This window comes from Mesorhizobium sp. WSM3864 (genome assembly GCF_002294955.1).
Taxonomy (GTDB): domain Bacteria; phylum Pseudomonadota; class Alphaproteobacteria; order Rhizobiales; family Rhizobiaceae; genus Mesorhizobium.
Genome location: NZ_NSGD01000002.1, coordinates 564,915 through 586,209, shown reverse-complemented (window position 1 = coordinate 586,209; position 21,295 = coordinate 564,915). Strand labels below are relative to the sequence as shown.

Here is a 21,295-nt window from a genome sequence, read left to right as displayed (position 1 = left end):
GAAAGAAATTTTCCTCTGATTATATATCCGCCTTCGCGCCGCTTGTAGCGTTGTCGCCGTCCGGATGGTCGTGGGCCCATATCGCGTGGCGGACCCGCGCTATCCTGTAGGCATCGAGGATCGACAGCGCATAGATCAGGAACCCGCCCGCATGGCGACCGATGAAGCTGGCGTCCGCTGGCGCCACCTTGGTCGTGACCCACCCGAGGATCACCATGAAGAACAGGAACTGCAGGCCGCGCGCCGGCAAGCCGAGCATGACATGTCCGCTACCCGGCAGGGCGATCGCGGAGGCCAGCACAACATAAGGGTTCGAAGGCCGGGCGGCGGGTTCGGTGGCGTTGCTCATGCGGCCTGCCTCTCGCACTGGTTGATCGCGTCGCGAACCGAGGATGCGGCTCCGAGCAGTTTTTCGATCAATGCCGGATCGAGCCTCGCGTCGCCGAAAGCGGCTTGCCGGAACACACCGTAGCGCGCCCGATCGGCCTGGGCCAGCAGCCACACGATGCGCACGCCCTTCGGCGTGATCAGCAATTCCTTGGCGTGGCCTTCGGCAAGGATCCCGGCATGCGCGGCGATCACCTCCTGCGGGAAGACGACGCCTTTGCGGTTTGTCCGCAGCACCGCCTCGTCGGGGAACGCCGCCGTTTTCGGAAGGGTGTGTTCGAGATGGTCGAAATTGGAGAAGGTCGTCGGCGATCCCGGCCGCATCATCATGTCGAAAACGCCCGGCACCGCCACCGGCTCGGTGATCGACACGCTGAGCCAGCGCGCGGGAAGCTTTCTGGTCGCGAGCGTGTCAACGATGGTGCGCACCTGCGCTCGCTCGCCGTTATGCGAACCCGCCCAGGTAGCGACGCCGGCCGTGCCGTCGGAGACGTCGATCGCGTCGCCAATGACGGCGCGGATGGCGGCCTCGTCGTCGGCGAGCGCCGCCCTGGCCCTGTTGCGGCTGGAGCGCGCAAGCCAGGCAAGGTGAAGGACGACCGCAAATACGATCGCCCCGGCAAACAAGACTGACGTCAACTCAGACATCTCGACCCGCCAAGACCCGCCGCCAGGCGGCGGGTCTTTTTCCGTTCAATAGCCCTGCGGCTTCGGCCAGGGCATGGTGAACTGGTCGCCGCGGCGCACGAACTTGTAGCGGTAGAAGTGGAACCACAGCGAGATCAGGAAGTAGAAGGCGATCATCGCGATCAGCTGCGAGCCGAAGCCGAGGAAGATGGCGAAGAAGGTCACCACGCACAGGCAGAACAGCACGATCGCCGGCAGCGGATGGAAGGGATGCGTGTAGCCGCGGCGGATCGAGCCGAGCGGCCACTTCTTGCGGAACATCATGATGTTGATGCTCATGAAGGTGTATTGCAGCACGCCCGACAGGATCGAGAAGGTGATCGCCTGGTTGAGATCGGCGATGAAGGCGAAGGCCAGCGCGATCGGCAGCAGGAACAGGATCGACCGATAGGGCGTGCGATACTTCGGATGCACCGCCGAGAACCAACTCGGCAGGTAGCGGTCGCGGCCGAGCGAGAACCAGGCGCGGGCGGCGTCATTGATGCAGCCATTGGCCGAGGCAAGGGCTGCAAGCAGCGTCGCGATGAAGAGTAGGTTCTCGAGCAGCGGGCTGCCGGTCAGCTTGCCGGCGTCCCAGAGCGGATAATAGGTGATGCCGAGATATTCCCACGGCATCAGCGAGGCGCAGACATACCAGGTCATGGCGGCGGCGATCAGAAGCGTGATCATGCCGGCCATCGTGCCATAGGGCAGGGAACGCGCCGGCGAGCGCACTTCCTCGGCCGCTTGCGTGGTGCCCTCGATGCCGAGATAGTACCAGATGCCGAACTGGAAGGCGGCGATCACGCCGATCCAGCCATAGGGCAGCGCGTTGCCGGGAGTGACCAGTTCGTTGAGCTTCAGCACCGCCCCTTGCGTCCATGGACTGACCGAAAAGAACAGGATGACGATCGAGATATAGGCGATCGCCGTGATGACGAAGTTGACGTTGAGCGTCATCAGCACGCCGCGATAGTTGAGCCATGCCAGCACGACGATGGTGGCGGCGATGAAGGAATTGTGGGTCAATCCCTCGACACCTGCTTTGGCAACGATGGTGTCGCCGAGCAGGATCGCATCCGAGACTTCGAGCATCGTGTAGGCAAAGACCAGGAACAGCGCGACGTTGAAAGCCATCAGTGGCCCGACGATGTGCTTGGCCTGCGCGTACTGGCCGCCGGCGGCGGCGACGGTGGACGTCACCTCGGAATCGATCATGGCGACCGACGTGTAGAGCAGGCCGACGATCCAGCAGACGATCAGCGCGGCGAGCGCGCCGCCCTTGTCGGCGGCAAAATTCCAGCCGGTGAACTCGCCGACCAGCACGATGCCGACGCCAAGCGCCCAGACATGGGCGGGGCCGAGCACGCGTAGCAGCGAGACCCGGTCGCCGTGGACCACCGTTTCTCTCGTTTCAACCGCGACTGTCATTGGTGAGGCTCCACTCAGATCCGGTGCTTTTCGGAGACGGCTTCAAGCTCGCCTTCGCGCGAGGAGGTCAGCGTCTCCTCGGAATAGGTCGTGTCGACCTTGAACCAGTCGTAGAGCATCCACAGCGCGAGCAGGATCGAGATGCCCCAACATGCGTAAGAGACTGTCATCCACATGATCGTGTTCCCGGGTTACTTGCCGTCGAACTTCTCGTTGATCACCTCGCGATATTCGCGATCGGAGGCGCGGAACATGAAGACGAAATAGGCGATCAGCACCACCGCCATGATGATCAGCGTCGGCCAGTCGATGATGTAGTGGAAGCGGTTCTGGATGATGTCGTGGGCGGTCTCCGGCGTGTAGCCGAGCTTTTCCCAGATTGAGGCCATGGTCGCGTTCTGGCCGAGCGCTTCCCAGGTCTTGGCGTCGAGCACGTCGATCGATTTCGCAGCACCCGCGAGGCCGAGTTTCAGCGGCAGCCAAAGCGCCACGAAGATGGCGACGACGACGACGGCGATGTCGAAGACCTGACCGGCCTTGCTCTGCTCCGGCGGAATGTAGCGGGACATGCTTTCTCCCTTCAGGACTGGCGGTTGCGGAACGCATCGGCGTTCTTGATGTCGAGGCCGTAGATGAAATCCTTGTCTTCCTTGTAGTGGTTGAGCATCGCCAGGATGGCGGCGGTGTTGAAGATCAGCACCGCGGCCGCGGCGATCACCACCACGAGCTTGATCCCGCTGTCGGGGATGTAGGCCCAGGTCATCAGGAGGACGAAGAGGATCGTCGCCCAAAGGCAGACGATCAGGAGCACCGATCCGCGCACGTCGGAACGGTGCAGCGCTTCGATGCGCTGCTTAAGGTCGGACATCGGTTTTTCCCCTTTTCTCGACGTCCGGCCCCGCAATCGACCGGGCGTCCACTCTTTCAACAGAGTGAAATTTTTTTCATAAGTTCTGCCCGAACCGCGAAGTTGTCAAGCCGGTTTTCCGTTCGGTAAACGGTTTGGGGGTCCGCCGCAGGATTGCCTGTGGATAAAACTATTTGCCTGCAGGAAAATTACCGCGGACGGCACAGCGCCGGCACGAGCTGGTGGAAATGCCACGGAAATGCTTCGCGAGGTCGGACCTTCGACGAATGCGTCACCGAACGATGTCCGGGTTCGGGTTGGTCAGGTCGTGCTGTTCTGCGGATAGCAGATGATGGAGAGATAGCGCATCGGCAGCTGTGTCAGTTCTTCCGGCCCATGCGGCGCATCGGCGTCGAAGAACAGGCTGTCGCCTGGCTTCATCGGATAGAGATTGCTGCCGTGCCGGTATACGACCTCGCCCTCGAGCATATAGAGGAACTCCATCCCTGCATGCTGGAAAGTCGGGAACACGTCGGAGTCCTCGGTCAGCGTGATCAGATAGGGCTCCACCACCACGCCGCTGGTGTTGGCGCCGATATGGCCGAGCAGATTGTACTGGTGGCCGGCGCGTGTGCCGCGCCGCTCGACATCGACGCCTTCGCCGGCCCTGACGAAGACGGCGGCGCGCTCTTCCTCGAAGCGGCGGAAGAAGGCGGTGACCGGCACGCCGAGCGCCCGCGACAGCGCCTGCAGCGTGGTCAGCGACGGCGAGGTGATGCCGTTCTCGATCTTCGACAGCATGCCCAGCGAAATGTCGGTGGCGGCCGCGAGATCGGCGACGGTGATGCCGAGCTTCTTGCGGAAGGCGCGCACCTCATGGCCGATCGCCACCTCCAGCACTTTCTCGCGCGTGTCGCGGACGGCGTGCGGATTCTGCGTCAGCGGCGCGCGGATGGTTTGCACGGTTCGCCCGTCCGCCGAGACGCTCTTCGGCAACGGCTTGGCTTGGGCGCTCGCGCCGGAAGGCTTGGTGTCGGTCGTCTTCTTCGCCATGGCGCCCCTCAACTTTCCGCCGATTTATTTCACTCGAGGTGAACATATTCGGTGGCGATACAGGAGCGCAATCACGGCGGCAAGCCGTCTTATGTCGCAGAACCTGCGCTGAAATCGGCTGTCGCGACCCGGCTGCCTGGGTCGCAGTGAGGCTGGCGCCGCGGTCACTCACCGCATCGCAGGCCTTCTCACGACATGATCAGGCCGCCGTCGACATTGATGGTCTGTCCGGTGATGTAGGCCGCGTCATCGCTGGCAAGAAAGCTGACGAGGCCCGAGACGTCTTCGCCGCTGCCGGCGCGGCCCATCGGGATGTTCTTCACCCATTCCGCCATCAGCTCGCCCGGCTTGTAGTCGCCGAGCAGCTTGCCCCATGCGGTGTCGTTATAGGCCCACATGTCGGTGTCGATGATGCCGGGGCAGATGGCGTTGACGGTGATCTTTTCCTTGGCCACTTCCTTGGCCAGGCTCTGCGTGATGCCGACAACCCCGAACTTCGACGCGGCGTAATGCGGCGTGTAGATGAAACCCTGCCGCGCCTGGCCGGACGCGGTGTTGATCAGCCGGCCGCCTTGGCCGTGCTTGCGCATGCGCGCGATCGCTTCCTGGCAGCACAGGAACACGCCTTTCGTGTTCACCGCCATCACCTTGTCCCACTCGGATTCCGTCATCGCCTCGATTTTGGCGATGGTGATGACGCCGGCGTTCTGCACCGAAATGTCGACCCGACCGAATTCATTCTCCGCGAGATCGTAAAGCGCTTCGACCTCGTCCTTCTTCGTCACGTCCATGCGCATCGAGGCGACCTTGGCGCCCGCAGCCTTCAGGCCGGCGGCGACCTCGTCGACGCGCGGATCAATGGCGCTGATCACGACCGCCGCACCTTCCGCCGCGAAACGCTTCGCCATGGCCGCACCGATGCCGCCGCTGGCGCCTGTGACGATTGCCGTCTTTCCTTCGAAACGCTTCTGCACTTTTTCTTTCTCCTACCAGCAGACGAAGCCGCCATCGACGATGAGGTCGATGCCGGTGACGAAGCTCGCGGCCCGGCTCGCCAGGAACACGGTCGGCCCGACCATTTCCTCAGGCCTCGCCATGCGGCCCATCGGCGTGTCGCGCTCGAATATTTTGACCTGCTCGGCGACCTCCGGCCGCTTGTTCATCGGCGTCAGCGTGTAGCCGGGGCTCACCACATTGACGCGCAGGCCGCGATCGGCCCACTCCATGGCGAGGCTCTTCGACATGTGGATCACCGCCGCCTTGGACGAATTATAGTGCGCCTGCGTCAGGCCGCGGTTGACGATCGAGCCGGACATCGAAGCGATGTTGATGATCGAGCCTTTGCGCCGGGGCAGCATGACGCGCGCCTCGGCCTGGCAGGACAGGAACACGCCGCTGACATTGACGTCGTAGAGCTTCTGCCACTTCTCCATCGGCAGCGTCTCGGCGGGTTCGGCACCGGCGACGCCGGCATTGTTGACCGCGATCGTCAGCGCGCCGAGTTCCTTTTCGATGCGTTCGACCGCTGCCGCGAGATCGCTCTGCGATGTGACAGTTCCGGTCAGCACCAGCGCCTTGCGGCCGAGCGCCCTGATCTTGTCGGCCGTGTCTTCCAGCCCGCCCTTCGAGCTGTGGCCGAAGCAGGCGACATCGGCGCCGGCTTCCGCCAGACCGATGGCGATCGCTTGACCGATGCCGCTGCCGGCGCCCGTCACCAGCGCCACGTCGCCATCAATATCGAACAGTTTCATCTTTCTCCCTCTCCCTGAAAGAAGGGGCGCCAGCCCTGCTGGCGCCCCGCGCGGTCCGGTGCTTGGGAGGCTATCACCTGCTGCGCTTTATTCCCATCTGCCGTACCCTCAGCTCGTGGCGAGTTCCATCACGGCGACATTGCTTGCTTCGTCGCGATCGAGGATGCCGCGCTGGCGGCCCCGGCTCAGCACCAGAACCCGGTGCGAAAGCCCCAGCACCTCCTCGAGATCCGAGCTCACCACCACCACGGCCATGCCCGAGCGGGCGAGGTCGGCGATGACGTCGTAGATCGCCGCGCGGGCGCCAACGTCGATGCCGCGCGTCGGCTCATCGAGGATGAACACCTTGGGCGGCCGCGACACCCATTTGGCGATGATCACCTTCTGCTGGTTGCCGCCGGAAAGTTTTGAGACCGCCTGGTTCGGCCGACCCTTGACGCCGAGCCTCGATATGCCGGCCTCGGCGAACCTCTGAACCGCTTTGGGAAACACCCAGCCCTTCGGTGCGACATGATCGAAATTGCCGATGGCGAGGTTCTCGCCGATCGTCTGCTCCAATACGACGCCCTGTTCCTTGCGGTCCTCCGGCACCAGCACGACGCCGGCCCTGATCGCAGCCGCGGGGCCGCTGAGATGAACAGGCTGGCCCGCGACCCGCACCGCGCCGGACGAGATTGGATCGGCGCCGGCGATCGCCCTGACCAGTTCGGTGCGGCCGGCGCCGATCAGCCCGGCGATGCCCAGGATTTCGCCCGATTTCACCGCGAACGAAACATTGTTGAAGCTGCGCTCCGGCGAGGACAGGTTCTCGACTTCGAGCACTGTCTCGGTACCCGGCGCCGACAGCTTCGGGAACATGCGTTCGACGCTGCGTCCGACCATCTGCTCGACGACCGTGCGCACCGGGATGTCGGCGCGCTCGTGCCGGGCGACGATGCGGCCGTCGCGCATTACCACCACACGGTCGGCGATCTGAGCGATCTCGTCCAGCCGGTGGCTGATATAGATGAAGGACATGCCTTCGGCCTTGAGCTTGCGGATTTGCTTGAACAGCAGCTCCGTCTCCTCGCCGCCGAGCGCGGCGGTCGGTTCGTCGAGGATCAGAAGCTCGGCATTTAGCGTCAGCGCCTTGGCGATCTCCACCTGCTGCTGTGCCGCGACGCGCAGCGTGCGCACCTTGCGCTCCGGCGAGACGTCGAGGCCGAGGCGCTTCAATTGCGCCGAGGCCTTCGCGTTCATGGTTGCCCGGTCGATGCGGCCGCCGCGCATCGGCAGCCGCCCGACATAGACATTCTCCGCCACCGATAGGTCCGGCAGCAGCTTCAGTTCCTGATGGATCATGCCGACGCCGGCCTCGATGGCCGCGGCGGGATTGGCCGGGGAATAGGGCTTCCCCCGCCAGATGATGGTGCCGGCATCGGGCTTGGTCGAACCGGCGATGATGTTGGACACCGTCGACTTCCCGGCACCGTTCTCGCCGAGCAGCGCCACGACCTCCCCCGGCCGCACCTCGAAGCTCGCATCGGCCAGGACCTGCACCGGTCCGTAGCTCTTGCAGAGGCCGTTGACGAAGAGCCCGTTATGCGGGCCTTCGCTATGGCGAGGTTCAGTGGATATCGTGGCGCTCAACGGTTGCCGCCTTACGGATGCTTCTCGATGAATTGCGCGACATTGTCCTTGGTGGTCAGGGTCGCGTCCTGCAGTTGCTCGGCCGGCAGCTTCTCGCCCGCCACGATCTTGATGGCCGAATCGACGGCTAGCCGGCCCATGCCCTGCGTCTGCTGGGTCGCGGTCACGTCGAACACGCCGTCCTTCAGCGCCTTGAGCGCCGCAACGTCGCCGTCGAAGCCGGCGATCCAGACCTTGTGGTCGGGGTTGGCGACCTTGACCGCCTGCGCGGCGCCCAGAGCCAGCGCGTCGGCCTGGCCGAAGATGATCGAGACATTCGGATGGGCCTGCAGCAGGTCCTGCGCCAGCTTGAAGCCTTCGTCCTGGTGCCACTGATCGCTCCAGAGCTCGCCGACCACCTTGATGTCCGGATAGGCCTTGAGCGCCTCGCCGCAGCCCTTGGAGCGGTCGACTTCCGGCGTCGTGCCCTTCTGGCCATGGATGATCACCATCTCGCCCTTGCCGCCGGCCTGCTTGGCGATGTAGTCGCACACGCCCTTGGCCGAGTTGACGCTGTCGGTGGCGATGAAGGTGTCGCCGGGCGCGCCGTCGGCGTTGCGGTCGACATTGACCACCGGGATGCCGGCGGCCTTCGCGGTCTTGGTCGGCACGGTCGCGGCGGTGGCGCCGGCCGGGATATAGATCAGCGCGTCGATGTTCTGCGTCACGAGATCCTGCACCTGGCTGACCTGCGTGGCCGAATCGCCCTTGGCGTCGACGGTGATGACCTCGATGCCCTTCTCCTTGGCATAGGCTTCGACCGACTGCTTGATCTGGTTGAAGAAGTCCGCCTGCAGATTGGCGACGGCAAGGCCGAGCTTCTTGGCGTCCTTGGCCGAGGCGGCATCGGACAGGCCGAGCAGCGGGACGATGGCCGCGGCCGCAAGCAGCAGTGAACGTTTGGTCAGCATGTTTTTCCTCCGTTGGTGTCCAATCTGCCCGCCTGCGCATCGCGGCGCCCTCGGCCGGACAGTCCCAGTCTCGGATCGACCGATCCGTTCCGCCCGGACATCCGGGCGAATTCCTATTGGCGGCGCCGCCGCCAGGTATCGGTGGCAACCGCCAGCGCGATCACCACGCCGATCACCACCTGCTGGATGAAGGGCGACACGCCGAGCAAGTTGAGGCCGTTGCGCAGCACGCCGATGATGAGGACGCCGATCGCCGTGCCGCCGATCGAGCCGATGCCGCCGGAAAGGCTGGCGCCGCCAATCACCACCGCGGCGATCGTGTCGAGCTCGTAGCCGACGCCCGAACTCGGCTGCACGGAATCGAGCCGGGCCGCGAGCACGATGCCGGCCAGTCCCGCCAGCAGTGCGCAGATTGCGTAGACCCAGTTGGTCAGCGACTTCACCGGAATGCCGGAGAGGCGGGCAACCTCGGCGCTGCCGCCGATCGCGTAGAGGCTGCGGCCGGTGGCGCGGTAATTGAGGAAGATGGCGAAGACGATCGCCAGCACGATCATCAGCCCGACGGTGACCGACAGGAAGCCGAAGTGGCGCACGATCGAGAGGTTGGTGAACCAGTCGGGAAAGCCGACGATCTGCGAGCCGTCGGTGATCATGTTGGCGAGGCCGCGCGCCACCGACATCATGGCAAGCGTCGCGATGAAGGGCGGCAGTTTCGTCACCGTCACCAGCAGGCCCGACACCAGGCCGCAGAGGGCGGCGACGACGAGCGCCGCGGCGATGCCCGCCGGGACGCCGAGATTGAGATAGTCGGGATAGGCGACATAGCCCATCACCATCGAGGCCAGCGCCAGCACCGAGCCGACGGAAAGGTCGATGCCGCCGATCAGGATGACCAGCGTCATGCCGATCGCCATGATGCCGAGGACGGTCACCTGGTCGAGCACGTTGAGGATATTGCGTACCGTCAGGAAGGTGTCGGTGGTCAGCGCCAGCGCCAGGCACAGCAGCACCAGCCCGATCAGTGGTCCCATCGTTCCGGCAAACAGCGCCGAAAGCTTCGCACCGGAAGCGGCCTGCGCGGCGCCGGTGCCAGCCTTCAACTCGCTCGTCTCGTTGCTCACGGCCACTTCGTCTCCTCCGTCAGCGGTTAGGCGTGCCTTGCCTTCCGCTCTTGTTCACCAGGCATCCTCCCTTGTGAACAATTTATCTTTGATATGCAATTTTGTTCAGCTAAAACGTTCATCAGAAAATTGTCAAGTGCCGCGCAGCCATTCGGCGGCAGTTTGCGTGAACCGACAGTTTGCCATAGGGAAGTCGAGCGCATACGGAGGCATAAAGCATGGCGGTGATCGAGAACGACAAGGTCTCGCGTTTTCCGGATGCCGAGCTCAAGGCCCGAGCCGCCTGGCACTATTATGTCGAAGGGCTGACACAGGAGCGGATCTCGGAGATCCTCGGCGTCGGCCGTATCAAGGTGCACCGGATTCTGTCGGCCGCGCGCGAGGAGGGCGTCGTCCAGTTCCGCATTCGCGACAGCGTCGTCGAATGCGTGCAGCTGGAGGAACGCCTGAAGCAGCGCTTCGGCCTCAGCCAGGCGGTGGTCGTGCCGTCGGCTGCCGACAGGAGCAACGCGCCGCTGATGATCGGCCATGCCGCCGCCGCCTATCTCGCCGACAACGTCAATCCGGGCGACGTTATCGCACTGGGTTGGGGCAGGACGCTGAAATTCGCCATCAACGAATTGCCCAGGCGGCCGATCGCCAGGACCACGGTGGTCTCGATGCTTGGCGGCCTCACCCATGCGCAGCCGCTCAATCCGACCGAGAGCGCCTGGGAATTCGCTGAGAAGATCGGCGCCGAATGCTATCTGCTGCCCGTGCCCGTCTATGCCGACAGGCCGGAGCAGCGCGATGCCTTCATGAGCCAGCGCAGCGTCCAGGATGTGGTCTTTAGGGCGCGGCGCGCCAACATCGCCGTGCTCAGCGTCGGCTCCTTTTCCAACGACAGCCCGATCGCCAATTACGGTTTCATCAAGCCCAGCGAATTGGAGGAATTGCAGGCGGCGGGCGCGGTCGGCGATATCCTCTGCCACTTCATCGATGCCGAGGGCCGCATCGTTGACCATGAGGTCAACCGCCGCGTCTGCGCCTACCCGCTGCAGGATCTCTCCGACATTCCGATCACCATCCTGGTGTCGGGCGGGCGGGAGAAGATCGCCGTCATGCGCGCCGCACTTGCGAATACGAAGGTCTCGGTGCTGATCACCGACGAAGACGCGGCCAAGGGGCTGCTTAGCCGGTAGTTCAGGTAATCGCGCCGAGCCGCGTGTGGATATCGCGTGTCGCGTGATAGAGATCACGATAGACTTCTTTGCGTGCGCGGTAGGTCGGAACAAGCGCCTCGACAGGATCGACCTGGCGTGCCGGCCGTGCCGCCATCGCCTTTGCCGCTTCTTCCGGTGACGCGAACCAGCCGATTGCCGAGGCCGCGAGCATGGCGGCTCCCAGCGCCGCTGCTTCGTTGACCGGCGAGACGAAGAGCGGGCGCTCGAGCACGCTCGCCATGATTTCCATCAGCAGTGCGCAATTGGTGCCGCCGCCGGCCGCGATCATCGCGTCGGCCTTGCCGGTCTGTTCCTCCATCGCCTCGGTGGCGATCGCCTGCTCCAGCGCTATGCCCTCCAGCACCGCGCGGAAGAGATGCTTTGGCTCGTGATCGAGCGACAGGCCGACGATAGCGCCGCGCGCCGAGCCGTCCCAGTAAGGGCTCATGACGCCGGCCCAATAGGGCATGACGAGCAATCCGTCGCTGCCTGGCGCGACTTCCTTCGCAGCTCTCTCCAGCACCACGGCCGAAGGCGCGCCGGTGGTGCGCACGATCCAGTCGACCAACTGCATGCCGGAACGCAGCACCGTCTCCAGCATGAAGCCGGAGCCGGTCGGCGAGACCAGCGTGCGGAATGCATCCGACGTTATCACCGTACCCGAATAATTTCCGCTGACGACGCCTGAGCCCAACGACAGATAGCTTTTGCCGGGCCCGTAGACTCCCATGCCGAGGCCCATCGCCTGGCCGTCTCCGGCGCCCGCAATAACCGGCGTGCCGGCCTTCAGGCCGATCGCCGCCGCGACGCTTTCCGACAACGTGCCGCAGACCTCCCCAGGGGCTACCAACATCGGCAGTTGCTCCGGCCGCAGGCCCGCCGCCTCGACGAGTCGGGGGTGCCAGACGCCATGCGCGATGTCCAGCAGGCCGAGCGGATCGGCGCTCGCCGTGCTGGTGACCAGTCGCCCCGTGAGCCGGTGGACGGAGAAGGCGTGCACGTCGACCAGCGCGGCCGCTTCCGCCAGCGCCTGCGGCCGGTGCTCCATCAGCCAGGCCAAAGCGTAGAGCGCCGGCGTCGGGTCCGGCGGCTTGCCGCTCCAGTCGCGGATCGCCTCGCGGCCGAGTTCTTCCGAAAGCCGCGCCACCTGGCGGCGGGCGCGTTCGTCGAGCCACAATATGGCGGGGATGAGCGGCTTGCCGGCGTTGTCGATCAGCGTGAAGCTCTCGCGCTGGTGCGCGATTGAGATGGCTTTCACGCGTGAGGCATCGATCGCCTTGGCGACTTGTTGCAGCGCCGACAGCAGCGCCGCCCACCAATGCTCGGCGTCCTGCTCGAAATGGCCGGGCGCCGGATTGGAAAGCGGATAGGTCTCGCGTGCCTGGAAAAGCTCCGAGCCGTCGCGCGCGAAAGCAATCGCCTTCACGGCGGTCGTCGAGGCGTCGATCCCGATTACCACATCGTCCATCAGGCTGGGATCCGGAGGGTTAGAGCATGTCGCGCAAAAGTGTGCAGCGGTTTTGCGAAAACGACATGCATAAAAACAAGGACCTAAAGCGCGTCGCCTGGATCCGTTTCCCGCGCGACGCGCTTTAGGCCGCGTTGGTTACGAACCGCCCGTCCGACTGGTCGAGACGACGGCGGATCTGGGTTATCACCATCGAATCGTCGGGTACACAGTTTTCATAGGTCAGGAAGTCGCCGGCCTTGACCGGCTTCACCACCTTGGCGCGTTCGGCAAGCCCGAGCGGCAGCGCGCCCTTGGCGCGCGCATCTTCCCAGGTCATGGCGAAGCCGCGATAGTCGTTCTCGCCGATCATGCCGAGCGACTGGCCGGTGCCGAGACTGGTCTTGGCCACCGCCACCGCCTCGGCCACGGGATGGTCGAGCGGTTCCATGTCGGCGCGCTTGTAGACCACGGCGCGCGCCGCCGAGAGCGGCACTTCCAGGCTGGTGAGGTGATAGGGCCGGAAGATCGTGAAATAGGGGCCCCTGCCGACCTTGAGGTCGATCATTCGCTCCAGCACGCGCGGATGCTTGGTTTCGATGATGCAGAACACGCCGGGCGCGACGCCCTTGCCGATCGAATAGTCGACAACGCCCTTGCGATGAAGCACGCCGCCATCCTCGCGCGGGCAGAGCACGCTGGCTAGTTCTTCGAGCGTCGCGGTCGGGCCGTGCATGCCCGGCACGTCGGGCACTAGTCCCGTCGCGTTGGCGATCGCCACCATCTCGATTGCCGTCTTCGAGCCGTCGACGAACTCGACCAGCATGCGCGCATTCATGTTGCGCTCGGCCGCCTCCTTCTCGTAGTCGGCCGGCACGGCGTCGAACTTCAGCGGATTGTTCTTGCCCTTGCCGGCGGCAACGATATTGAAGCCGAGACTTTTGGCGAAGCCGATGATCTCCAGCGTGCAGGCAGGCTCGTCGCCGGCCGCACCTGTGTAGACGACGCCGGCCTTGCGCGCCTCTTCCTTCAGGAAGCGGCCGATGGTGATGTCGGCCTCGACATTGAGCATGACGATATGCTTGCCGTTCTTCATCACCTCGAGCGCGAACAGCGTGCCGATATTGGGATTTCCGGTTGCGTCGATGATCACGTCGATACGACCGGCGGCGGCGAGCGCATGCAGGTCCTCGGTGACCGCGATCTTTCCGGCCTCGATGGCGCGATCGATGGCCGGGGCATTGGGCGTCTGCACGATATCGGAGCGGTCATGGCCCGCAAGCAGCGCCGCATCGATCGCCGCCTGCGGCCTGACCTCCGAAATGGCGCCGATGCGCATGCCCGGCATAAGTGCGACCTGAACGACGATATCCGTTCCCATCTGTCCGGCGCCGGCGAGACCGATGGTGATCGGTCCTTGTTTCTCAGCGCGCTGCAGGAGTTCCGCTGCGAATTGCGGATGGGACATGTCGCTTCCTCCGGTCCTTGGCGCGCCGCCCGCGCCGCAATCACTCTTTGAACATTCCTATGACCGTTTGAAAAATATTTCAACCGACATTTCGGCGGTGTCTTAGGATTGAGCTCAAACGAGACTGACGATGCGGGGAGAGGGAATGTCCGGCAGGATAGAGGGAAGGCGCGAGGGAGCCCTATGCGGCGTTCGAAACGAGGTTCCGCCCGGCCGGACGTTGTGGACGTCCCTAACGGGGCAGCGCGATGGTGTCAGCGCGCTTGCCGCCCTGCGCCAGCCATCGGCGCAGCGAATCCAGCAGGCGCGGCCGCTTTCTGGCGGCGACTATGCCGGCTCCACGGCCCTCGGCTTCTGCAGCCTTGCCAACTCCGCGAAAGGAATATGGCAGCGGATTGTGTGCCCGGGCTCGGCCTCGCTTAGTTCCGGCTCCTGCGTCTCGCAGATCGCGCCGATCTTGCGCGGACATCTCGTGTGGAAGACGCAACCCGTGGGCGGGTTGGCCGCGCTCGGGATTTCGCCGTCGAGGCGGATGCGCGAGCTTTCCGTCCGGTCGAGTTTCGGAACGGCCGACAACAGAGCTTCCGTGTAAGGGTGATGCGGGCCGGAAAACACCGCTTCCGACGGTCCGAACTCCATGATGCGGCCGAGATAGAGCACCGCGATCTTGTCGGACAGATAGCGCACCACGCCGAGGTCGTGCGAGATGAAAATGTAGCTGACGTCCTGCTTCGATTGCAGGTCGGCCAAGAGGTTGAGGATCGCCGCCTGCACCGACACGTCGAGCGCCGAGGTAGGCTCATCGCAGACGACGATGCGCGGATCGCCGGCGAAGGCGCGGGCGATCGCCACGCGCTGCTTCAGACCGCCCGAAAGCTGCCGCGGCTTGACGGCCAGATGCCGGTCGGTGAGCCGCACCGAGCGGACGAGCTCTTCGAGGCGCGTTTCCAGCGACTTGCCGGTGAGCCCGCCCAGCCGCTTCAAAGCGCGGCTGAGGATATGCCGGATCGAATGCGAACGGTTGAGCGCCGAATCCGGATTCTGGAAGACGATCTGCACCGCCTTGACCTGCTCCTCCGAGCGGCTGGCAAGCCGCGGCGCCAACTGCTTGCCCTCCAGTTCGATGCTGCCGCCCTCGTCCGGCGGCACGAGGCCGAGCAGCAGCCTGGCGAAGGTGGTCTTGCCGCTGCCGGACTCCCCGACCAACCCGAGCGTTTCGCCGGGCCGGAGGCTGACTGAAACGTCCTTCACCGCCCTCAATGCACGGCCATGGCTGGCATAGGTCTTGTTCAGTCCCTCGACCTGCAGCACGGGCGGCGCCTGCTTCGGCGCGACGGCGGCAATTTCGGCGGGTGTCGCGCGCGGCAGCGACTGCGCCTTGTCGTGATAGTGGCAGCGCGACAGCCGGCCGCCTCCAAGCTCATAGAGCGGCGGCGGCTCGCTGCGGCAGCGCTCCGTCGCCAGCGCGCAGCGGTCGGCGAAGGCACAGCCGACGATCGTGGCGCCGATGCCGGGCAGGAAGCCGGGGATCGTGTCGAGCCGGCCCTGGTCCTTGCGCTGGCCGCCGCGCGGCAGGCAGCGCAGCAAGGCGACCGTGTAGGGATGGCGCGGATCGTTGAAGACGTCCTTGGTCGAGCCTTCCTCGACCAGCATCCCGGCATAGAGCACGCCGACCCGGTCGCACATGTTGGAGACCACGGCGAGGTTGTGGCTGATGAACAAGATTGAGGCCGAAAGCTCGCGGCGCAGTTGCGCGATGAGGTCGAGCACTTCGGCTTCGACCGTGGCGTCGAGACCCGTCGTCGGCTCGTCGAGGATCAGCATCGAGGGGTCGTTGGCCAAGGCCATCGCGATCGCCACGCGCTGCTGCATGCCGCCGGAAAGCTGGTGCGGGTAGCGCTGCATGACGCTGGCCGGATCCGAGATGCGCACAAGATTGAGCATCGCGATCGCCCTGTCGCTCGCCGCCTGTCCCGACGTGCCGGCAAGCTCGAAGATCTCGGTGAGCTGGCGGCCGATGCGCAATGATGGATTCAGCGCCTTGCCGGGATCCTGATAGACCATGGAGACGCTTTCCGCACGGGCGCGTCTGAGCGCCTCGGCATCGAGCTTCATCACATCCTGGCCGTCGAGTGCGATCGAGCCGCCGGTGATCGAGCCGTTGCGCGGCAGGTATCGCACCACGGACAGCGCCGCGGTGGACTTTCCGCAGCCGGATTCGCCGACCAGCCCATAGGCCTCGCCGCGGCCGATTTTGAAGCTGACATTGCGCAGCACCGCCCGGTTGCGGCGCCCGACGCGATAGGCGACCGAGAGATCGTTGAGCTCGAGCGCGTTCCTGTCAGTCATTGAACGCTCCATGGACGCCGTCGGCCACCAGGTTGACCCCGATCACCAGCGAGGCGATCGCCAGCGCGTCGAACAGCACCGTCCACCAGAAGCCGCCGCCGATCATGCCGTAATTGCTGGAGATCGAGAGTCCCCAGTCGGGCGAGGGCGGCTGGATGCCGAAGCCCATGAAGGAGAGCGTGGCGACGGCGAAGATCGCATAGCCGAGACGCACCGTCGTCTCGACCAGGATCGGCGGGATCACGTTGGGCAGGATCTCGACGAACATCGTGTGCAGCGCGCCTTCGTGGCGAAGCTTTGCCGCCGCGACATAATCGAGCTCGCGTTCGGCCAGCACCGCCGAGCGCACCGTGCGGGCGATGATCGGTGCGAAGCTCAAGCCGATGACGACGATCACGGTGATCTTGGAGGTGCCGAGCGCAACGATGGCGAGCAGTGCGATGATCACCACCGGGATTGCCATGAAGGCTTCGAGGATACGGCTGACGATATCGTCGACGATGCCGCGGAAATAGCCGATGACGAGCCCGAGCGCGGTGCCGGCAATGGTCGCCAGAATCGTGGCCAAAGGTGCCACCGTCAGGATATCGCGCGAGCCGACGATGACCCGCGAGAAGACATCGCGGCCGATCTGGTCGGTGCCGAACCAGTGCTCGGCCGACGGTGGAGCCAGCGCGTTGATGATGTCGTCGGCAAGCGGATCGTAAGGGACGAAATGCTCGCCGAACAGCGCGCAGACGATCCAGAACAGGACGATGCCGAGCCCGGTCAGGAAGGTCCCCGATCGCAACAACGAATGCAGCACCTCGCCCCAGGGGCTGCGCTGTGTCGCGGCGTCCGGCGTTGGCAGGTTCGCGGGTGTGTCTGTCGCGCTCATTGCTCCGCTCCCAGCCGGATGCGCGGATTGAGCACCGAATAGAGGAAATCGGCGATCAATGTGGCCACCGCATAGACGATGCCGATGGTAAGGATGCCGGCCTCGAGCATCGGAAAATCCTTGCCGCGGGCGGCGGTGAAGATCAGCGAGCCGATGCCCTGGTAGCGGAACAGCGTCTCGATCACCACAAGGCCGCCGATGAGGTAGCCGGTCTGGGTTGCGATGACGGTGATGGTCGGCAATAGCGCGTTGCGCAGCACATGCCGCCAGATCACCGTACGCCAGGGCAGACCTTTAAGCACCGCGGTGCGCGTATAGTCGGAATCGAGCGCCTCGATCATCCCCGACCGCGCCATGCGAGCGATATAGCCGAACAGGACCAGAAACAGCGGCAGCGACGGCAGGATGAGATAATAGAGCTGGGTGAAGACGCCGGCACCCTTCGGCCAGGCCGCCGCGATCGGCAGCCAGCGCAGCCAGACGCCGAAGATCAGGATCAGGATGATGCCGGTGACGAACTCGGGCAGCACCGTCACCGACAATCCGCCGAGGCTGATGATGCGGTCGAGCGGCCGGTTGAGGTTGAGCGCGGCGATGACACCGCCGAGGATGCCGATCGGCACCACCAGCACGAAGGCGACGAGCGCCAGCTTCATCGAATTGCCCAAAGCGTCGATGACGAAGGGCGCCACCGGCGCGCGGAAAATGTAGGACGTGCCCATGTCGCCATGAAGGAAGTTCCAGATCCAGCTTCCGTACTGGACGAGCAGCGGCCGGTCGACGCCGAGCGAGTGATTGAGCGCGTCGACGGCGCGCTGGTCGGCAAACGGCCCCAATATCGCGCGCCCGACATTGCCGGGCAGCACCTGGCCGCCCAGGAACACCATGACGCTGAGCAGGAACAGCGTCACGAGCGACAGAGCCAGGCGCCGGGTGAGGAAGCCGAGGATGGCGAATACTCCTATTGGAGCCGGCTCTCCGTCGAGAGCCGGCTGTCAGGGAGAAGCTTGCTCCCTCGCGTCAGGCTTTCGAAGCCTTTTCGAGGAACAGCTGCGACATGGCGGTGGGCTGCACGCCCGCCACGCCTTTCGCCGTCGCAGTCAGGTAGTCGTAGAAATAGCCGAAGATCACCGGCGTTTCCTCGAGCAGCAGCTTCTGGATCTTGCCGGCTGCAGCCTTCTGCGCCTCGAGGTCGAGGGCCGCGATATAGCTGGTCGCCAGCTGGTCATAGTCCTTGTTCTTGAAATGCGCGGCATTCCAGGTGCCTTCGCTCTTCAATGGCGCCGCGAGATAGACGTTCGGCACGCCGCGGTGGCCGTAGTCGGTGATGCCCATCACCGAATCCAGCCAGTTCGATTTGCCGAACACCGCATCGCCGTAATAGGCGCTCTGGTCGAGGATGTTGAGCTCGAGCTCGATACCGATCTCCTTGACCCAGTTCTGGATCAGCTGCGCGTATTCGGGGATTTCCAGATAGCGCTCGGTGGTCAGCGTTATTTTGAACCCCTTGCCGGCGCCGGCCGCTTCCATCAGCTGCTTGGCCTGCGCGATGTCCTGCTCGCGCTGCGGCACGCTGGTGTCCGTCGACGGATAGACCCCGGCGAACGGGCTGTCATTGCCTTCCTGGGCGCGGCCTTTCATCAGGCCGGCGACCAACTTCTTGCGATCGATGCTGAGCGCGATGGCGCGGCGTACCCGCGGGTCCTTCATCGGACCGTCGTCGCAGCGTAGATGCAGTTGCTGATGCGCCGACGATTTCAGGCTGATGACGTTCACGTTCGGGTCGTTGAGGACGGCGACGCCCGCCAGCACCGGCATCTGATTGATGATGTCGATCTGGCCGCCCTGTAGCGCCAGGATCTGCGGCTGGATGTCGGTGAAGAAGGTGAATTCGGTGCGCTCCGGCAGGGCCTTTTCGCCCCAGTAGTTCTCATTGCGAACGAAGGAGGCGCCGACTTTGGGCGTGTACTTCTCCAGCTTGAACGGTCCGGTGCCGTCGAAGCTCTTTTCGTAATCGCCCTTGTAGCTCGCCGGGATGATGACGGCGTTGTAGTTGTCGGACGACAGCATATAGGGGAAGTTGCCGTTCGGCGCGTCGAGATGGAATTCCACCGTGTAGTCGTCGACCTTCTTGCTGGCGCCCTTCGAGAGGATGCCGCTGAACACCGACAGCGCGTTGGAGGAGTTGGCGGGATCGGCAAGCCGGTCGATGCTGGCCACAACGTCCTCGGCCTTCATCTCGCCACCTGAGTGGAACTTGACGCCCTTGCGCAGCGTGAAGGTCCACACCGAGCCATCGGCATTCGGCTTCCAGCTTTCGGCCAGTGCCGGCTTGAGCACCAGGTCGGGGCCGTCGACGCAGAGGAATTCGGCGACCTGCTGCATGACGAGCAGGCCGCCGGCGTCGGCGATGGTGACCGGGTCGATCGCGGCGGCCGGCACGCTGCTGCCGACGCGGATGGTGGCGCCCGGCGCGCCCTGGGCGCGGGCAAGCGAGGGCGCGGCGCCGAAGCCGGCGGCCATGCCGATGCGGCCGAGAAGCGGCAGCGACAGGCCGAGCAGGCTGCCGTGGCGCACGAAATCGCGGCGGCTGACGCGGCCGTCGATGAGGCCGTCGATGAGGTGATTTTCGAGCGGCGTGCGGTTGCGCCGGATGAGATCGAGGACGCGGTAGTTCTTGCTCATGGGTCTAAACCCTTCCCCAGTTCTTGTGGTTGGCGAGTGCATTCCGGTTGACGACGTTCCGTGGAGTTCTCCGGTCCCGGCCATCGTCAAGAATTCAGTCGAACGAACTGTAACATGCAGTTTGGTCCGGTCCATCCGCTCCTTGAAGCGGAAAAGTCAGATTTTCTTGATGCATGCCTAGCTCGGGCGTGCAGCCCCGATCGAAATCGTGGCCGCCTCGATTCGATATTTGCCGGTCTCCTTTCCTTTTGGCGATCTCCCAGTTCAGCTCAGCGAAAAGCCTGCTAGCGCGATCGGCGTTGCGGCGCTGCTCCCGATCTTCATCTCAGCCGATCTCGAAGAAGGGCTTGCCGAGCAGGTCCGGCACCACGTCGATGCCGAGCCCGGGGCCGTCGGGAATGCCCATGCGGCTGCCCGCGACCGGCGGCTTGTTGGAGGCGGTGCGTACCGTCACCCATTCGTGGAAGGCGATGGCATGCAGACGGCGCTCTTCCGGCGTCGACAGCGACAGATGCGCCATCGCGGCGGTGTCGATCTCCGCGCCGCCGGTGTCTTCGACGGTGATCATGAAACCGAGATCGACGGCGACGTCGCGGATCAGCCGCGTCTGGGTCACGCCGCCGAGGCGCGAGATCTTCAGCGTCAGCCCATCGGCGGCGCCACGGCGATGGATTTCCAGCATCTCGTCCAGCGAGGTGACGGATTCGTCGAGCACCATCGGCTTGTCGAGCATGCGGCGCACCGACATGTTCTCCTCGATCGTCGAGCAGGGCTGTTCGAATGTGTAGTCGATGCCGCGCGTGGCATCGGCGAACTGGCGCGCCTGGTAGGGCGTCCAGCCGGCATTGGCGTCGCAGAAGATCACCGTGCCCTTCGGCACGGCTGATGCGACGGCGCTCACGCGCTCGATGTCGTCACGGACATTGCCGCCGACCTTGACCTGCAGCCGATGGTAGCCTTCGGCAACGATGCGCTTGGCAAGTGCCGCCATCTGGTCGACCGTGCCGTGGGTCACGACCCGGTAAAGTTCCGCCGTCTCGCTCTCGCGGCCGCCGAGCATCGCTACCAACGGCACGTCGGCCGCACGGGCGGCGAGATCCCAGCAAGCCATGTCAAGCGCGGCTTTGACGTAGGGATGGCCCTTGAACACCGTGTCCATCAACCTGCCGATGCCGGCCAGCCCGCGCGGGTCATGGCCGATGAGATGCGGCGCGATCTCCGGCACGCCCGCGCGCGTTCCCGCGGGAAACGCGGCCGAGTAGAAATTGCCGAGCGGCGCCATCTCGCCCCAGCCGGTCACGCCTGTGTCGGAAGTGATGGCGACGATCACCGCATCGAAACAGTCGGCGACCCGGCCCTTGGACATGCGGTAGGGCCCGTCCACGAAGGGCTGCACGACATGGTAGGCTTTTATGCTCTTGATCTTCACGTT

20 protein-coding genes are annotated in these 21,295 nt (G+C 64.6%); 1 reads left to right on the top strand and 19 read right to left on the bottom strand.

The window, feature by feature from the left end:
- Positions 1-19 precede the first annotated feature (19 nt).
- The 12 genes from CK215_RS07040 to CK215_RS06985 all read right to left on the bottom strand — a co-directional run bounded on the left by CK215_RS07040 (position 20) and on the right by CK215_RS06985 (position 9,814).
- On the bottom strand, positions 20-349 hold the full coding sequence (locus tag CK215_RS07040; RefSeq protein WP_095830485.1) for a hypothetical protein: 330 nt from the start codon (positions 347-349) through the stop codon (positions 20-22).
- The gene (locus tag CK215_RS07035; RefSeq protein WP_095830484.1) at positions 346-1,035 is read right to left on the bottom strand and encodes a hypothetical protein; all 690 of its coding nucleotides are present in this window, start codon (positions 1,033-1,035) and stop codon (positions 346-348) included. The genes CK215_RS07040 and CK215_RS07035 overlap by 4 nt, the downstream gene beginning before the upstream one ends.
- Before the next feature lie 45 nt (positions 1,036-1,080).
- Positions 1,081-2,484: an amino acid permease gene (locus tag CK215_RS07030; protein ID WP_067327764.1), complete on the bottom strand. Its 1,404-nt coding sequence runs from the start codon at positions 2,482-2,484 to the stop codon at positions 1,081-1,083.
- Between the two features lie 14 nt (positions 2,485-2,498).
- Positions 2,499-2,660, bottom strand: coding sequence for a hypothetical protein (locus CK215_RS07025; protein ID WP_082953998.1), 162 nt, complete (start codon positions 2,658-2,660; stop codon positions 2,499-2,501).
- Positions 2,661-2,675: 15 nt separating this feature from the next.
- A complete protein-coding gene (locus CK215_RS07020; protein WP_095800950.1) occupies positions 2,676-3,053 on the bottom strand; it encodes a hypothetical protein in 378 nt (125 codons plus the stop codon).
- Positions 3,054-3,064: 11 nt separating this feature from the next.
- On the bottom strand, positions 3,065-3,352 hold the full coding sequence (locus CK215_RS07015; protein ID WP_095830483.1) for a hypothetical protein: 288 nt from the start codon (positions 3,350-3,352) through the stop codon (positions 3,065-3,067).
- Between the two features lie 300 nt (positions 3,353-3,652).
- A complete protein-coding gene (locus CK215_RS07010) occupies positions 3,653-4,384 on the bottom strand; it encodes an XRE family transcriptional regulator (protein ID WP_095830482.1) in 732 nt (243 codons plus the stop codon).
- A 188-nt stretch (positions 4,385-4,572) separates the two neighbouring features.
- Positions 4,573-5,358, bottom strand: a complete 786-nt coding sequence (locus CK215_RS07005; protein ID WP_095830481.1) for a glucose 1-dehydrogenase — start codon at positions 5,356-5,358, stop codon at positions 4,573-4,575.
- Positions 5,359-5,370: 12 nt separating this feature from the next.
- Entirely contained in the window at positions 5,371-6,135 is a 765-nt protein-coding gene (locus CK215_RS07000; protein WP_095776248.1) for an SDR family oxidoreductase, read from the bottom strand.
- 108 nt (positions 6,136-6,243) lie between these two features.
- The gene (locus CK215_RS06995; protein WP_095776247.1) at positions 6,244-7,752 is read right to left on the bottom strand and encodes a sugar ABC transporter ATP-binding protein; all 1,509 of its coding nucleotides are present in this window, start codon (positions 7,750-7,752) and stop codon (positions 6,244-6,246) included.
- 23 nt (positions 7,753-7,775) lie between these two features.
- Positions 7,776-8,714, bottom strand: a complete 939-nt coding sequence (locus tag CK215_RS06990) for a sugar ABC transporter substrate-binding protein (RefSeq protein WP_095827047.1) — start codon at positions 8,712-8,714, stop codon at positions 7,776-7,778.
- A gap of 113 nt (positions 8,715-8,827) precedes the next feature.
- Positions 8,828-9,814, bottom strand: a complete 987-nt coding sequence (locus tag CK215_RS06985) for an ABC transporter permease (protein ID WP_066989390.1) — start codon at positions 9,812-9,814, stop codon at positions 8,828-8,830.
- Positions 9,815-10,053: 239 nt separating this feature from the next.
- On the opposite strand from CK215_RS06985, the gene CK215_RS06980 reads away from it, so the two are divergent.
- A complete protein-coding gene (locus CK215_RS06980; protein ID WP_095830480.1) occupies positions 10,054-11,016 on the top strand; it encodes a sugar-binding transcriptional regulator in 963 nt (320 codons plus the stop codon).
- 1 nt (position 11,017) lies between these two features.
- On the opposite strand, the gene CK215_RS06975 is transcribed toward CK215_RS06980, so the two are convergent.
- The 7 genes from CK215_RS06975 to CK215_RS06945 all read right to left on the bottom strand — a co-directional run bounded on the left by CK215_RS06975 (position 11,018) and on the right by CK215_RS06945 (position 21,292).
- Positions 11,018-12,505: an FGGY family carbohydrate kinase gene (locus CK215_RS06975; protein ID WP_095781776.1), complete on the bottom strand. Its 1,488-nt coding sequence runs from the start codon at positions 12,503-12,505 to the stop codon at positions 11,018-11,020.
- 124 nt (positions 12,506-12,629) lie between these two features.
- Positions 12,630-13,952 (bottom strand): homoserine dehydrogenase, encoded by a 1,323-nt coding sequence (locus tag CK215_RS06970; RefSeq protein WP_095830479.1) that lies wholly within the window; start codon positions 13,950-13,952, stop codon positions 12,630-12,632.
- A 327-nt stretch (positions 13,953-14,279) separates the two neighbouring features.
- Positions 14,280-16,301 carry an ABC transporter ATP-binding protein gene (locus CK215_RS06965; protein WP_245418625.1) on the bottom strand — a complete coding sequence of 674 codons (2,022 nt, stop codon included), beginning with the start codon at positions 16,299-16,301 and terminating at the stop codon, positions 14,280-14,282.
- Complete coding sequence (locus tag CK215_RS06960; RefSeq protein WP_095830606.1) at positions 16,294-17,178, bottom strand: ABC transporter permease; 885 nt, start codon at positions 17,176-17,178, stop codon at positions 16,294-16,296. The genes CK215_RS06965 and CK215_RS06960 overlap by 8 nt, the downstream gene beginning before the upstream one ends.
- Complete coding sequence (locus tag CK215_RS06955) at positions 17,175-18,128, bottom strand: ABC transporter permease (RefSeq protein ID WP_082980280.1); 954 nt, start codon at positions 18,126-18,128, stop codon at positions 17,175-17,177. Before CK215_RS06955 ends, CK215_RS06960 begins: the two co-directional genes overlap by 4 nt.
- 70 nt (positions 18,129-18,198) lie before the next feature.
- Positions 18,199-19,863: an ABC transporter substrate-binding protein gene (locus CK215_RS06950; protein WP_066988912.1), complete on the bottom strand. Its 1,665-nt coding sequence runs from the start codon at positions 19,861-19,863 to the stop codon at positions 18,199-18,201.
- 325 nt (positions 19,864-20,188) lie between these two features.
- Positions 20,189-21,292, bottom strand: coding sequence for a mandelate racemase/muconate lactonizing enzyme family protein (locus tag CK215_RS06945; RefSeq protein WP_095830478.1), 1,104 nt, complete (start codon positions 21,290-21,292; stop codon positions 20,189-20,191).
- Between the last annotated feature and the right edge of the window lie 3 nt (positions 21,293-21,295).